This is a genomic window from Pseudomonas sp. NFPP25 (assembly GCF_900116505.1).
GTDB lineage: Bacteria > Pseudomonadota > Gammaproteobacteria > Pseudomonadales > Pseudomonadaceae > Aquipseudomonas > Aquipseudomonas protegens.
This window is the reverse complement of sequence record NZ_FPBG01000003.1, coordinates 860,979-875,452: the sequence shown is the minus strand read 5'-3', so window position 1 is coordinate 875,452 and position 14,474 is coordinate 860,979. Positions and strand designations below refer to the sequence as shown.

Below are 14,474 nucleotides of genomic sequence, written 5' to 3'. Positions count from 1 at the left end.
TTTATTCCGATCCGCCCAGGCTGCCTGCGATGCAGAAAGCCGGGGCCGGCATTTATGACGGCGGAGTTTGCCATAACCTCCGCCATTTCGCCGCAACTGCAAGATCGACGGAGTCAACCCTGTGCCGCCCCTGGCGGCGCTTTCGCTGGCACGCCAGCGCCTGCGAAGGGCTTTAGATCAGGCGTCGACCAGGCTCCACTGCTTGCTCAGGCGCTTGTCGGAAATCGGCACCTTGGTCCCCAACTGCTGGGCGAACAGGGACACCCGGTACTCCTCCAGCCACCAGCGGTACAGCTCCAACTGCGGGTCGCGCTTGCCTTCCTGGGCATGCTTCTGGGCCCGGGTCTGGTACTGGCTCCACAGGCCCGTGAGCTCGCTGCTCCAGACCCGGTCCTTCTGCACCTGGCTGCCGAGTTTCTCGAAGCGCAGTTCCACGGCCTTGAGGTAACGCGGCAGCTCCTTGAGCCACAGGGCCGGGGTTTCCCGGACAAAGCCCGGGTACACCAGGTTCGCCAGCTGGGCCTTGATGTCGTTGAGGGCCACGGCCTGGGCCAGGTCGATCTTGCCCTTGAAGCGCTTTTGCAGGCCGTGCCAGAGCTTGAGGATCTCCAGGGTCAGGCGTGCCAGGCGCTCGGCGTGCTCGGTCCAGGCACCACGCTTGCGCTCGGCCAGGGAGGCCAGGCCCGCGCCATCCCGAGGCAGCACGGCCTCGCCTTCAAGAATGCAACTGTCGAGGCTGGCCAGGAGAATGTCCTCCACCAGCGCATCGACCCGGCCCAGTTCGCGGTACAGCAGGCCCAGCTCGGTAAGGCCCGGCAACTTGCCCCGCAGGAACTTGGCCGGCTCGGCCAGTTGCTGCAACAGCAGGCGCTGCAAGGCCCGGCGATGCTGGAACTCGGCTTCGGCAGCGGTGGAGAAGCGCCCTTCCTTGACCGTACCCGCCTCCTCCACCAGGGCCGGGTACACCGTCATCGACAGCCCGGCGATCTTCTGCTGGGTCTTTTCCGCCACCGCGGCAAATACCTTGGCTTGCACCGGTTGCTGGCTCTTGGCAGTCTGCGGCACCGCCAGGGCAGCCTGGCTGGCTTCGGCGAAACGCGCGGTCAGTTCGGCCAGGTCGCGGCCTTCGCCGAGGAACTTGCCCTGGGCGTCGACGATTTCCAGGTTCATCCGCAGGTGGCTTTCCACCTGTTGTTCGGCTTCGCTCCAGGCCTCGTCGCTGACCCGGGCACCGGTCATGCGCAGCAGCTCGCGGCCCAGGGCCTGGGGCAAGGAGCCCTCGGCGAAGACCATGCGCTGCAGGGCGGCCTTGACGAAGTCCGGCACCGGCACGAAGTTCTTGCGCAGGGCCTTGGGCAGGTTGCGCACCAGGGCGATGCACTTGGCCTCGATCAGCCCCGGCACCAGCCATTCCAGGCGTTCGGCGGGCAGTGCCGGCAGTAGCGGCGCCGGCACCCGCAGGGTTACGCCGTCCCGGGGATGGTTGGGTTCGAAGTGGTAACTCAGGGCCAGTTCCAGGTCGCCGATATGCAGGGTGTCCGGGTACTGCTTGGCGGTGACCTCGCTGGCCTCGCGAGCCAGCACGTCTTCCTCGCGCATGATCAACAACTGCGGGTTCTTCTGGCTGTGCACCCGGTACCAGCTGTCGAAGGTCGCGGTCTGGTGGATCTCCGCTGGCAGGCGTGCGTCGTAGAAGGCGAACAGGGTTTCCTCGTCGGCCAGGATGTCGCGGCGCCGGGCCTTGGCCTCCAGCGCATCGAGCTGTTCCAGCAACTGGGTGTTGGCGCTCAGGCACTTGGCCTTGGACTGGATTTCGCCACGCACCAGGGCCTCGCGGATGAACAGCTCGCGGGATACCACCGGGTCCACCGGGCCGTAATGCACTGGCCGGCGGCCGACCACGATCAGGCCGAACAGGGTGATCTGCTCGTAGGCCACTACCTGGCCGCGCTTCTTCTCCCAATGGGGCTCGAAGTGGTTCTTCTTCACCAGATGGCCGGCCAGGGGCTCGATCCAGTCCGGCTCGATCTTGGCCACCATGCGCGCATAGAGCTTGGTGGTTTCCACCAGCTCGGCGGTCATCAGCCATTGCGGGCGCTTCTTGCCCAGGCCCGAGGACGGGTGGATCCAGAAGCGCCGCTGGCGGGCCCCCAGGTAGTCGCCGTCTTCGGTCTTCTGGCCGATCTGGCTGAGCAGGCCTACCAGCACCGCCTTGTGCAGTTTCGGGTAGTCCGCCGGCTCCTTGTTCAGGCTCAGTTGCAGGTCGCGGCAGATCAGGCTCAATTGCCGGTGCGAATCACGCCACTCGCGCAGGCGCAGGTAGTTCAGGAAATTCTTGCGGCACCAGTTGCGCAGCGGGCTGGCGGTGAGGGCCTGGCGCTGTTCTTCGAAGCCGCGCCACAGGTTGACCAGCCCGGCGAAGTCCGAATCCACGTCCTTCCACTGGGCGTGGGCCTGGTCGGCGGCCTGCTGGCGCTCCGGCGGACGCTCGCGGGGGTCCTGGATCGACATGGCGCTGGCGACGATCAGCACTTCCTGGAGGCTGCCGAGCTTGGCCGCTTCCAGCAGCATGCGGCCCATGCGCGGATCCACCGGCAGGCGCGCCAGTTGCCGGCCCAGTGGTGTCAGCTGGCTGTTGCGGTCGACTGCCGAGAGTTCCTGCAGCAGGTTGAAACCGTCGCTGATGGCCTTGCCATCCGGCGGCTCGATAAACGGGAAGGCAGTGATTTCCCCCAGGCGCAGGTGCAGCATCTGCAAGATCACCGCCGCCAGGTTGGTACGCAGGATCTCCGGGTCGGTGAATTCCGGCCGGCCGAGGAAATCTTCCTCGCTGTACAGGCGTACGCAGATCCCCGGTTCGACCCGGCCGCAACGGCCCTTGCGCTGGTTGGCGCTGGCCTGGGAAATCGCCTCGATGGGCAGGCGCTGGACCTTGGCCCGGTAGCTGTAGCGGCTGATGCGCGCAGTGCCGCTGTCGATCACGTAGCGGATGCCCGGCACGGTCAGCGAGGTTTCGGCGACGTTGGTGGCCAGCACCACGCGGCGGCCCGGGTGGGACTGGAAGATGCGCTGCTGTTCCGCCGGCGACAGGCGCGCGTACAGCGGCAGGATCTCGGTGTGCTTGAGCTGGGCCTTGCGCAGCATCTCCGCGGCGTCGCGGATCTCCCGCTCGCCGGGCAGGAACACCAGCACATCCCCGGGGCTGCGCCTTTCACTGCGTTCATGGGCGGCGATTTCATCCAGGGTGGCGAGGATCGCCTGGTCCACCGTGAGGTCGTCCTCGACCCGGTTGCCCTCCTCGTCCTGTTCCAGGGTCAACGGGCGATACCAGGTTTCCACCGGGAAGGTGCGGCCGGACACCTCGACGATCGGCGCGTTATCGAAGTGCTTGGAGAAGCGCTCAAGGTCGATGGTCGCCGAGGTGATGATGACCTTCAGGTCCGGGCGCCGCGGCAGCAGGGTCTTGAGGTAGCCGAGGAGGAAGTCGATGTTCAGGCTGCGCTCGTGGGCCTCGTCGACGATGATCGTGTCGTAGCGTTCCAGGTAGCGATCGTTCTGGGTTTCCGCCAGCAGGATGCCGTCGGTCATCAGCTTGATCAGGGTGCTGGAATCGCTCTGGTCCTCGAAGCGCACCTGGTAGCCCACCAGCGAGCCCAGGGGCGTGGCCAGCTCTTCGGCGACTCGGCTGGCCACGCTGCGGGCGGCAATCCGCCGGGGCTGGGTATGGCCGATCAGGCCATGCTGGCCACGACCGATTTCCAGGCAGATCTTCGGCAACTGGGTGGTCTTGCCCGAGCCGGTCTCGCCGGCAATGATCAGCACCTGATGCTTGAGCAGCGCCTCCTTGATCTCGTCGCGCTTGGCGGCAATCGGCAGGCTGTCGTCATAGCGGATCTGCGGCACGCTCTGGCGCCGCGCCGTCACCAGGTTGCAGGAAGCCTGCATGCGCTCCAGCCACTGGGCGAGCTTGGCCTCGTCGGGCTTCTTGCGCAGTTCGAGCAACTGCCGGCGCAACCGGTGACGGTCGCCGAGCATGGCTTGATCGAGGTTTTTCAGCAGTTGGTCGATTGCAGGCGATTCGTCAGTCATCAGGTACGCAAGGGTCGTCTATTTAGGCAGGGCGCGATTGTCGCAGAAAAGTCCATGCAATAAGTAGGAGCCGGCTTGTCGGCGAAGGGGCCAGTGAGGGCGCCCTCGCCGGCAAACCGGCTCCTGCACGTCTATTTATTCGTCTTCCAGGCCTTGGCGCCGGTAAGGGAAGACATCGATCACCTTGCCGGCGCGGATGGCCTCCTGCAGGCCCTTCCAGTAATCGGCGTTGTACAGCTCGCCGTGCAGCTGGTCGAACAGCTTGCGCTGGCCGGCATCGGCGAACAGGAACGGCGGGAACTCCTCGGGAAACACGTCGTGGGGGCCGATGGAGTACCAGGGCTCGGAAGCCATTTCATCTTCCGGGGTACGGGGGGCCGGAATGTGGCGGAAGTTGGCTTCGGTGAGGAAGCAGATTTCGTCGTAGTCATAGAACACCACCCGGCCATGGCGGGTGACGCCGAAGTTCTTCAGCAGCATGTCGCCGGGGAAGATGTTGGCCGCCGCCAGCTGCTTGATCGCCAGGCCGTAGTCCTCCAGGGCCTCGCGCACCTGGGCTTCGTTGGCATGCTCCAGGTAGAGGTTGAGCGGGGTCATGCGCCGCTCGGTCCAGCAGTGGCGGATCAGTACCGTCTGGCCTTCCACCGCCACCGTGGAGGGCGCCACTTCCAGCAGTTCCTCAAGGCACGCCGGGTCGAACTTGCTCAGGGGGAAGCGGAAGTCGGCGAACTCCTGGGTATCGGCCATGCGGCCCACCCGATCCACGCTTTTCACCAGCCGGTATTTCTCGATCACCGTGGCCCGGTCGACGTTCTTCGACGGCGAGAAGCGGTCCTTGATGATCTTGAACACGGTGTTGAAGCCCGGCAGGGTGAACACGCTCATGACCATGCCGCGCACCCCGGGAGCCATGATGAAGCGATCGTCGGTGCTAGCCAGGTGGTTGATCAGGGCCCGGTAGAACTCCGACTTGCCGTGCTTGTAGAAACCGATGGAGGTGTACAGCTCGGCGATGTGCTTGCCCGGCAGGATGCGCTTGAGGAAGCCGATGAATTCCGCCGGCACCGGCACGTCCACCATGAAGTAGGAACGGGTGAAGGAAAAGATGATCGAGACGTCCGCCTCGTCGGTGATCAGCGCGTCGATCTGGATCCCCCGGCCTTCGCGGTGCAGCAGCGGGATCACCAGCGGCCACTGTTCTTCATGGGTGAAGATACGCCCCACCAGGTAGGCGCCCTTGTTGCGGTAGAGCACCGAGGAAAACAGTTCCAGGGTCAGTTCGGGGTCCTTGCACACCCAGTCCGGCAGGTTCTCCCGCAATTGCGCCTCCAGGCGCCGCAGGTCCCCCGGCAGGTCGGCGTAGTCCTCGCTGAAGCGGTAGTCGGCGAATACCTGTTCGAGCATCGTCGCCAGTTCGCCCTGGGGCTTGTAGCTGCGGGTCTGCGCGGCCCGGGCCCGGCGCAGGCTGGGTCGGGTGGTGTGGATGAACATGCAGCCGTCGCTGATCAGGTCGTGGCTGAACAGGCCGCAGAAGATCGAGTTGTACCAGGTCTCGGACAGCTCATCGTCAAAGCGCAGGTCGATCAGGCTGATGTAGGCGCTTTTCACCAGTGGCCACTGGCTGACATCCATCAGCGACTCGGTGCTGAAGGCCTGGTGCAGGCGGGCCACGGTCTCGCCCACCTTCTCTTCATACAGGTTGATCCGCGCTGCCGAGGCCTTTTGCGCTTGCTGCCACTGCGCCTGCTCGAAGCGTTGCCGGGCACCGTCGGTGATCTGGCGAAAGTGCTCGCGGTAGTCGTCGAAGCCATCGAGGATCATTCGAGCGATATCGGCGGCGGGCCATGACTGCGACATAAAGAGACCTCTGCGGGAATTTACGATGCCAGAGCTTAGCCAGTGAAACGAGGTGAAGAGAAGCGTATTTTTGTGATGGGATGTACGCCGAAAAATGACCCGGCGGTCGCTCTGTCTCCAGGCCTCTGCAACGCAGGATTGAACGCAACAATCGGGGTGCGGGTTTTCTTCGCCCCGTGCGCCAATAAGGTTTGCCATGCCCGGCCACGCTGGGCAAGATCCCTCGCCCCGAACCCAAGGAACCTCCTGTGAAACCTGTCGATCTGCTGCGCCTGCTGTCGCTGGCCGCCATCTGGGGCGCGAGCTTCTTGTTCATGCGCATCATCGCCCCGGTGCTGGGCAGCGTGCCCACGGCCTTCTTCCGGGTGTCCATCGCCGCGCTCGGGCTGCTGGTGATGCTGGCGTTGATGCGGGTCGACTGGAACTTCCGCGGCAAGCTCAAGACCGTGCTGCTGCTCGGGGTGATCAACTCCGGGATACCCGCGACGATGTACTCGGTGGCGGCCCAGGTGCTGCCCGCCGGCTACTCGGCGATCTTCAATGCCACCACGCCGTTGATGGGGGTGCTGATCGGCGGCCTGTTTTTCCATGAACGCCTGACCCCGAGCAAATTCGCCGGGGTCTGCCTGGGCCTGCTCGGCGTCGGCATCCTGACTCGCGCCGGCCCCGTGGCCTTCGACCGAGACCTGCTGCTGGGCGCCCTGTCCTGCTTGATGGCCACCACCTGCTACGGCTTCGCCGGGTTCCTCGCCCGACGCTGGCTGGACCAGGCCGGCGGCCTGGACAGCCGCCTGTCGGCCCTGGGCAGCATGCTGGGAGCGACCCTGCTGCTGTTGCCGCTGTTCGCCTACAACGCCATCAGCCAGCCGCCCCCCAGCTGGGGTGGCTGGAGCGTATGGCTATCGCTTTTGGGGCTGGGGCTGGGCTGCACCGCGTTTGCCTACGTGCTGTATTTCCGCCTGCTCAGCGCCATCGGCCCGGTGCGTTCGATGACCGTGACCTTCATGATCCCGCCATTCGGCGTACTGTGGGGCGCGTTGCTGCTGGACGAGCCGCTGTCCATGGCCCACCTGTATGGCGGCGCGCTGATTGCCGCCGCGCTGTGGCTGGTGCTCAGGCCGGCGGCAAAGGCCGCAGCCTGAAACAGGCTGCCGGCATCTGCTCAAGGCCTGTTGCGGCCGCCCAGGGTCAAAGCGCGGCGTTGCTCATTTCTCCGTCCACCAGGCGTCGTATACCCAGCGGGTTGGCATTGCGCAGGGCTTCAGGCAGCAGCGCGTCCGGGTAGTTCTGGAAACATACCGGGCGCAGGAAGCGCGCGATCGCCAGGCTGCCCACCGAGGTGCCACGGGCATCCGACGTTGCCGGATAAGGCCCGCCGTGAACCATCGCATCGCAGACTTCGACCCCGGTCGGATAGCCATTGAGCAATAGCCGGCCGACCTTTTCCTGCAAGACCTCACTGAGCCAGCGATGCTCCAGCAGTTCCTGTTCCTCGCCGATCAAGGTCGCGGTCAGTTGCCCACGCAGCCCCTGCAAGGCCGCCGCCAGTTCACGCTGATCCGCCACTTCGATGACGATGCTGGCCGGGCCGAAGACTTCCTCCTGAAGCAGTTCATCGCCCTCCAGCAACAGGCTGACATCGGCCTGAAATAGCTGAGCCTGTGCCTGGGCGCCCTGCTGTGGCCGCCCCGCCAGGTGCCGCAGACGTGGATGCTGGTGCAAGGCTGCAAGCCCCTGGCAATAGCTGACCAGCGTGCCGCTGTTGAGCATGGTCTGCGGCGCCTGCTGGTCCATCTGCGTGCTGAACTGCTGGAGAAAGGCGCTGAACTGCGGCGAGCGCAGGCCGATGATCAGGCCAGGATTGGTACAGAACTGACCCGCACCCAAGGTCACCGAACCCGCCAGTTCGGCGGCGATCTGCGAACCCCGGACCCTGAGAGCCTCCGGCAGCAGGATCACCGGGTTGATGCTCGACATCTCGGCGAACACCGGGATCGGCTGCGGCCGGGTCGCGGCCATCTGGCACAAGGCATTGCCACCCTTGAGGGAGCCGGTAAAGCCCACCGCCTGGATCGCCGGGTGCTTGACCAGCCACTCCCCGACCCCGGCTCCGTAGATCATGTTGAACACTCCGGCGGGCATCCCGCTGCGCTGCGCCGCGCGGATGATCGCGTCCGCCACCCACTCGGCGGTCGCCATGTGCCCGCTGTGGGCCTTGAACACCACCGGGCAACCGGCGGCCAGGGCCGCAGCGGTGTCGCCACCGGCGGTGGAGAACGCCAGGGGGAAGTTGCTGGCACCAAACACCGCCACCGGGCCCAGGCCGATGTGGTACTGGCGCAGGTCCGGGCGCGGCAGCGGCTGGCGCTGGGGCAAGGCGCGATCGATGCGTGCAACATAGAAGTCGCCCCGACGCAGGACCCTGGCGAACAAACGCAACTGGCCGCTGGTACGCCCTCGCTCGCCCTGAATGCGCCCGGCGGGCAAGGCAGTTTCCCGGCAGACAGTGGCGATGAAATCATCCCCGAGGCCGTCCAGTTCATCGGCAATGGCATCGAGAAACTGCGCACGCCGCTCGGCGCTGAGGTTGCGGTACAGCGGGTAGGCCAGCGCCGCGGCCCGGGCCGCGGCATCCACTTCCGCCGCGGTCGCCTGAAAGAAGCTTCCCGGCAGGGCTTGGCCACTGCTGGCATCCAGGCTGTGCAACTGCACCTCGCCCAGAGCGCTGCGGGCGCCACCAATGTAGTTATGTCCAGACAAGCGAGTCATGAGAATTCCTTGACCGGCGCCAGAGGCCGGTGGTTGAAGATTTACAGGGCCCGTACCTGGCCGATGGCCAAGGGCTGGACGCTTGCACCGATGGTGTTTTCCAGGGGCGCGCCGAAGGCTTCGAGGCTGATCTGGAAGCGGTCGCCGGGGCGCGTGCGTACACCGTCGGCAAAGGACAGGGTGGCGGTGCCGAAGTAGTGCACATGGACGTCGCCGGGACGCAGGAACTGCACGTACTTGAAGTGGTGGTATTCGAGGTTGGCCAGGCTATGGCACATGTTGTCCTCACCGCTGAGAAACTCCCTTTCCCAGAGCACTTCAGCGTTGCGGATAATGCGGCTGCGGCCCACCAGGTGCCGGGGCAGTTCGCCGACCCGCAATTCCGGGCCGTAGGCGCAGTAGCGCAGCTTCGAGTGGGCCAGGTACAGGTAGTTGCGCCGCTCCATCACATGGTCGGAGAACTCGTTGCCCAGGGCATAACCGACGCGGTACGGCAGTCCATCGTCACCGATCACATAAAGGCCGGTGAGCTCCGGTTCCTCCCCCCCATCCTCGGCAAACGGCGGCAGCGGAAAATCGCCGCCGGGACGCACGACAATGCTGCCGTCGCCCTTGTAGAACCATTCCGGCTGGGCCCCCACTTGCCCGGCCTCGGGCTTGCCGCCTTCCAGGCCCCATTTGAAGATGCGCATGGTGTCGGTCATGCCCGCTTCGACCTCGCCGTCATGCTGGTGCATCTTGTCCCGGGCCGAGGCACTGCCCAGGTGGGTCAGGCCGGTGCCGCTGATCAGGCAATGGGCCGGGTCCTCATGGTCCAGGGGCGGCAGCACCCGGGCCTGCTGCAACAGCTGTGCATAGTCCGGTCCCGGATCACTGCCGCGCAGCTGCGCTTCCTGCTGCAGGCTGCGCTGGTTGCGGATCGCCGCCAGAGCCAGTTCACGGGTGCTGGAGGTGTTGCGCAATACTCGCACTTGCTGCTCTTCGATCACTCCGACCTGACGCTGGCCGGTGCTGCTGGCAAATTGAATCAAGCGCATGTTCGCTCTCCCATAGGTGTGTACGGCGCCGCCCGCAAGCGGCGCCCGAGGCTTATTCGATGATGTTGAATTCGCTCAGGTAGTCTTCGCAGATTTCCAGGCCCAGGCCCGGCTTGTGGTCATCGAGCTGGATGTAGCCCTTGACTGGCTGCGGCTCGCCCTTGAACACGTAGTAGAAGAGTTCGTTGCCGACCTCGACGTCGAACACCGGGAAGAACTCGGCCATCGGCGAGGCCGTGGTGGACAGGGTCAAGTGGTAGTTGTGCATCTGCCCGGCATGGGGAATCACAGGCACCGACCAGGCTTCGGCCATGGCGTTGATCTTGCGCGCGGCGGTGATGCCGCCGACGCGGTTGGTGTCGTACTGGATCACGTCGACGGCGCGGCGTTCCAGCAAGTCCTTGAAGCCATAGGAGGTGAACTCGTGCTCACCGCCGGAGATCGGCATGATGCCCATCTTCTTCAGTTCGACGTAGCCTTCAAGGTCGTCGGCGATCACCGGCTCCTCCAACCAGCGCGGCTCGAACTCCGCCAGCTTGGGCAACATGCGCCGGGCGTATTCCAGGGTCCAGCCCATATAGCACTCGAGCATGATGTCCACATCCGGGCCGGCCAGTTCGCGCAGAGCGCGTACCTGCTCGATGTTGCGGCGCATGCCGGCCGGGCCGTCCTTGGGACCGTAGCCGAAGCGCATCTTCAGCGCAGTGAAACCCTGGTTGAGGTAGCCCTGGGCCTCTTCGAGGAACAGGTCGAGATTGTCATTGGCGTAGAGCTTGGAGGCGTAGGTCCAGATCTTGTCCTTGGTGCGCCCGCCGAGGAGCTTGAACACCGGCTTGTTCACCGCTTTGCCCATGATGTCCCAGAGGGCGATGTCGATCGCCGAGATGGCCGCCATGCCGATGCCCTTGCGCCCCCACGCGTGACTCTGACGGTACATTTTCTGCCAGATGTATTCGTTGTCGAAAGGGTCCTCACCGATGGCGATCGGAGCCAGATAGGTGTCGATGACTTCCTTGGCCACCCGCGGCGCCAGGGCGCAATTGCCGATGCCCACCAGGCCGTTGTCGGTTTCCACTTCCACCACCAGCCAGCCGTGGAAACGGAACGAGCCCATGGCATCGCCACGCTCGAAGAGGATGTCCGTGGCATTGGTGCAGAAGTGCGCCTGAGGTGGCACGACTTTGCCTTTCCATTCGAATACACGGGTACGGATCGCGGTGATTTTCATCAGGGGGTTTCCTTGCAAGGCGTGGGTAGTGATCAGCCGACCTGGGACGGTGTGAGCTGTTTGGGAGCTGTCGGGGTGTGCCGAGTATTCAGGCGTGATAACAGGATGGCGCCGAGGATGCCTACCAGAGCCAGGGCGAACATCCCCGCACGTGGATCGGCAAACTGGGTTTCCATCAGGGTCTTGAGGTTCGGCGCGACAAAGCCGCCGAGGTTGCCGATGGAGTTGATCAGGGCGATGCCGCCGGCCGCCGCGGCACCGCTGAGATAGCCGGTGGGGATGGTCCAGAACAGCGGCTGCACCGCGACGAAGCCGGCGGCGGCGAAACAGAAGGCCAGGACCACCGGGACCATGCTGCTACCCAGCGCGGAAGCAGCGATGCCCAGGGCGGCCATGGTCAGCATCACCACCGCCAGGCGCTGATGCTGACCACTGCGGTCGGCATAGCGGGTCACCAGGCGGGTCACCAGCAGGGCACAGATCCACGGAATCGCGGTGATCAGCCCGACGCTGAGGCCCACGTGGCCGTCCAGCAGCCCGGCGATGCGTGTCGGCAGGTAGAACACCACGCCGTAGACGCTCATCTGGATGGTGAAGTAGGCCAGGCAGAATTGCAGGACCCGGGGATTGCGCAGGGCACTGAGGAAGCCGTGGGGGCTGCTGTCCTTTTTCCTTGCGTCCTCTGCGGCCAGGGCGTCATGCAGCGCCTGCTTCTGCTCGACGCTCAACCAGCGCGCATCGCCGGGACGATCCACCAGGTAGAAGTAGGCGGCGATGCCGACCACCGACGCCATCAGGCCCTCGACCACGAACAGCCATTGCCAGTTGGTCAGGCCGAACACCCCATGGAATTCCAGCAACCAGCCCGACAGCGGGCTGCCGAGGACCAGCGCCAGGGGTAGGCCGAAGTAGAACAGCCCCAGGGCCTGGCCCCGGCTCTGGGCCGGAAACCAGTAGGTGAGGTAGAGAATGATCCCCGGGAAGAAGCCGGCCTCGGCCACGCCCAGAAGAAAACGCAGCACATAAAACGTCTGGGCGTTGTGAGCGAACATCATCGCCGCCGACACCAGACCCCAGGTGACCATGATCCGGCACAACCAGACCCGCGCACCGAGGCGATGCAGCATGTAGTTGCTGGGCACTTCGAAGAAGGCGTAGCCAATGAAGAAAATGCTCGCGCCAAAAGCGAAGGCTGCATCGCCGAGGCCGGTGTCGGCTTGCAGCGCCGCCTTGGCGAAGCCGACGTTGGAACGGTCGATAAAGGCCAGGATGTACATCAGGATCAGGAAGGGCAGCAGACGCAGCCGGCTTTTGGAGATGGCGCTGGCGAGCGCCAGCGCAGAATCTGGACGGGTCATGTGGAGGTTCCTTGAGTGCCGGTCAGGCCTTGCGCAAGGGACAAGGCGGGCTTTTTGTAGTTGTTCGATCGCTGAGCGAGTGGCTGGCAGCCGCTCAATCGATGAGGCGACTTTAGCCAGCGCCGACAGCAGCGGCTAATCACTTATGGGCATCCAACGATAACCACAGGTGATCGCCGGAGGGCTTTTATTGCCTTTTAGGGTTATCGGAGATATCTCGTTCCTTTCGCGGGCAAGCCGACGCCTGCAGCCATGCCGGCCAAGGCGCTCTAGCAAACGGCGGATGCCAGAAAGCATTCCCATGCCAAGGCATGGGAATGCGGGAACCAGGAAATGCTCCGATCAGTGGCGGTGGGCGCCCATGCGGCAAGCGATCTCGAAGGCCTGGCGTCGCCCTGAACCTTGAGGAAGATGGTGTCGCCCGGGTAAGGCCCGTCGGTGGCGATGCCCAGAGCCTGGGCGGCCTTCACCGCCGGGCCGATGATCATCCTATGTACCTGGGCGCGCTTGGCGCGCTATTGGCTGACCCTGCTGCGCAGCACTCTGGTGGGCTGCTGGATGGGCATCACGCCCGGTGGCCCGACTGCGGCCTCGTTCATGAGCTACAGCCTGGCGCGGCCCTTCTCCAAGCACCGAGAGAACTTCGGCAAGGGCGAAATCGAAGGCGTGATCGCCCCGGAAACCGCCGACCAGGCTGCCGGCACCAGCGCCCTGCTGCCGATGCTGACCCTGGGCATTCCCGGCTCTGCCACCGCTGCGGTAATGCTTGGCAGCCTGATGATCTGGGGGCTGCACCCGGGGCCGACACTGTTTGTCGAGCAGCACGATTTCGTCTGGGGGCTCATCGCCAGTATGTACCTGGGCAACGTGGTCAGCCTGATCGTGGTGCTGGTCACCGTGCCGCTGTTCGCCTCGATCCTGCGAATTCCGTTCTCGATCATTGCACCGATCATCATGGTCTGCGCCATTGGTGCCTACTCGGTGCACAACGCCTTCTTCGACGTGGTGCTGATGCTGTTCTGGCCGCTGCTGTCTGCCGACCTGCAGCGGCTGCTTCAGCGCCGTGCAGAAAGCTGAACGAACATCCCCTGGCCCAATGAGCCCCTACCCTTGACGTAGCCCCTGGCAAGGCCTGGCATTTATTGTCAGGCTTGCCGCTGCCTTTTACTGCGAGCCCGGCCCATGACCAAGATTCCTGATGCCAATGTGATCCACAGCCGCCTGCGCCTGCGACAACTGCGGCTGATGCTGGCCTTGCAGGAGTTCGGCTCGCTACGCCGCGCAGCGGACAACATTGGCATGACCCAACCAGCAGCCACCAAGATGCTCCACGAAGCGGAGGACCTGCTGGGTGTGGAGCTGTTCGAACGCCTGCCTCGGGGCATGCGTCCCACGCCCTTCGGCGAGACAGTGATCTACTACGCACAGATGGTCTTCGCCGAGCTCAGCGGCATGCGTGAGGAACTGGTGGCACTGGAATCCGGCAACCTCGGGCGGGTCGCCGTCGGAGCCATTCCGGCCCTGGCCTCGGGACTGCTGACGCGGACCATCGCCACTCTCAAGCAAAGCCATCCACGGTTGTCCATGAGCATCCAGGTCGACACCAGCGACGTGCTGGTACAGGCCTTGCTTCAGGATCAACTGGACATCGTCCTGGGCAGGATTCCCGGCGGCGCACGGGCCGAGGAACTGCTCTTCGACAGCCTGGGTGAAGAGGCCCTGTGCGTGATCGCCGGGGTGCAGAATCCACTGGCGCAAGCCACGCACCTGAGCTGGGCACAATTGCAGAACGAGACCTGGGTCTTGCAACAGCATCCCAGCCCCATGCGCTCGATCATCAACCAGGTGTTTCACAACGCCCGGGTCGATATCCCCAGCAGCATCGTCGAGACCACCTCGATCATGACCTTGCTGTCTCTGGTGCAGCAGACCGACATGATTGGTGTTACACCGGTTTCGGTAGTCGAAGACTATCCCGGGCGTCACCTGTTGGCGGTGCTGCCGATCCAGTTCGAGGCGCGCTTGCCGCCCTTCGGGTTGATCACCCGGCGGCACCGCATCCAGTCATCGGCGATGCAGGCCTTCATGAACTCGGTTCGCAAGGAACACGGGCTGAGCCGAGACTGAATCCCGCCA

At 64.6% G+C, this 14,474-nt stretch carries 8 protein-coding genes and 2 pseudogenes; 3 read left to right on the top strand and 7 right to left on the bottom strand.

The annotated features are described in order from the left end of the window. Positions 1 to 177: 177 nt before the first annotated feature. Entirely contained in the window at positions 178 to 4,089 is a 3,912-nt protein-coding gene (gene hrpA / locus BM382_RS16095; protein WP_011059869.1) for an ATP-dependent RNA helicase HrpA, read from the bottom strand. Between the two features lie 135 nt (positions 4,090 to 4,224). Then, positions 4,225 to 5,946 (bottom strand): bifunctional isocitrate dehydrogenase kinase/phosphatase, encoded by a 1,722-nt coding sequence (aceK, locus tag BM382_RS16090; RefSeq protein WP_011059868.1) that lies wholly within the window; start codon positions 5,944 to 5,946, stop codon positions 4,225 to 4,227. 248 nt (positions 5,947 to 6,194) lie between these two features. On the opposite strand from aceK, the gene BM382_RS16085 reads away from it, so the two are divergent. After that, the gene (locus tag BM382_RS16085) at positions 6,195 to 7,088 is read left to right on the top strand and encodes a DMT family transporter (protein WP_015634568.1); all 894 of its coding nucleotides are present in this window, start codon (positions 6,195 to 6,197) and stop codon (positions 7,086 to 7,088) included. A 46-nt stretch (positions 7,089 to 7,134) separates the two neighbouring features. Here the strand turns inward: BM382_RS16085 and BM382_RS16080 are convergent, their stop codons facing one another. From BM382_RS16080 to BM382_RS31885, 5 genes and pseudogenes are all read right to left on the bottom strand, one after another. After that, positions 7,135 to 8,715, bottom strand: a complete 1,581-nt coding sequence (locus BM382_RS16080; RefSeq protein ID WP_072443289.1) for an aldehyde dehydrogenase (NADP(+)) — start codon at positions 8,713 to 8,715, stop codon at positions 7,135 to 7,137. 41 nt (positions 8,716 to 8,756) lie between these two features. Then, entirely contained in the window at positions 8,757 to 9,752 is a 996-nt protein-coding gene (gene araD1 / locus BM382_RS16075; RefSeq protein WP_019093326.1) for an AraD1 family protein, read from the bottom strand. Between the two features lie 52 nt (positions 9,753 to 9,804). After that, complete coding sequence (locus BM382_RS16070) at positions 9,805 to 10,980, bottom strand: L-rhamnonate dehydratase (protein ID WP_011059864.1); 1,176 nt, start codon at positions 10,978 to 10,980, stop codon at positions 9,805 to 9,807. A gap of 32 nt (positions 10,981 to 11,012) precedes the next feature. Continuing rightward, positions 11,013 to 12,338, bottom strand: coding sequence for an MFS transporter (locus tag BM382_RS16065; protein ID WP_019093324.1), 1,326 nt, complete (start codon positions 12,336 to 12,338; stop codon positions 11,013 to 11,015). Positions 12,339 to 12,721: 383 nt separating this feature from the next. Further along, a pseudogene (locus BM382_RS31885) lies at positions 12,722 to 12,823 on the bottom strand (4-hydroxythreonine-4-phosphate dehydrogenase PdxA); the annotation flags it as partial. On the opposite strand from BM382_RS31885, the pseudogene BM382_RS16055 reads away from it, so the two are divergent. Then, positions 12,816 to 13,370, top strand: a pseudogene (locus BM382_RS16055) (tripartite tricarboxylate transporter permease); the annotation flags it as partial. The pseudogenes BM382_RS31885 and BM382_RS16055 overlap by 8 nt on opposite strands. Before the next feature lie 150 nt (positions 13,371 to 13,520). Further along, a complete protein-coding gene (locus BM382_RS16050) occupies positions 13,521 to 14,465 on the top strand; it encodes a LysR family transcriptional regulator (protein WP_019093322.1) in 945 nt (314 codons plus the stop codon). The last annotated feature ends 9 nt before the right edge of the window (positions 14,466 to 14,474 follow it).

Bases quoted from the DNA above. Each gene is read 5' to 3' on its own strand.
- BM382_RS16050 (WP_019093322.1), top strand. From the start codon at position 13,521: ATGACCAAGATTCCTGATGCCAATGTGATCCACAGCCGCCTGCGCCTG.
- hrpA (WP_011059869.1), bottom strand. From the start codon at position 4,089: ATGACTGACGAATCGCCTGCAATCGACCAACTGCTGAAAAACCTCGAT.
- BM382_RS16070 (WP_011059864.1), bottom strand. From the start codon at position 10,980: ATGAAAATCACCGCGATCCGTACCCGTGTATTCGAATGGAAAGGCAAA.
- BM382_RS16065 (WP_019093324.1), bottom strand. From the start codon at position 12,338: ATGACCCGTCCAGATTCTGCGCTGGCGCTCGCCAGCGCCATCTCCAAA.
- aceK (WP_011059868.1), bottom strand. From the start codon at position 5,946: ATGTCGCAGTCATGGCCCGCCGCCGATATCGCTCGAATGATCCTCGAT.
- araD1 (WP_019093326.1), bottom strand. From the start codon at position 9,752: ATGCGCTTGATTCAATTTGCCAGCAGCACCGGCCAGCGTCAGGTCGGA.
- BM382_RS16080 (WP_072443289.1), bottom strand. From the start codon at position 8,715: ATGACTCGCTTGTCTGGACATAACTACATTGGTGGCGCCCGCAGCGCT.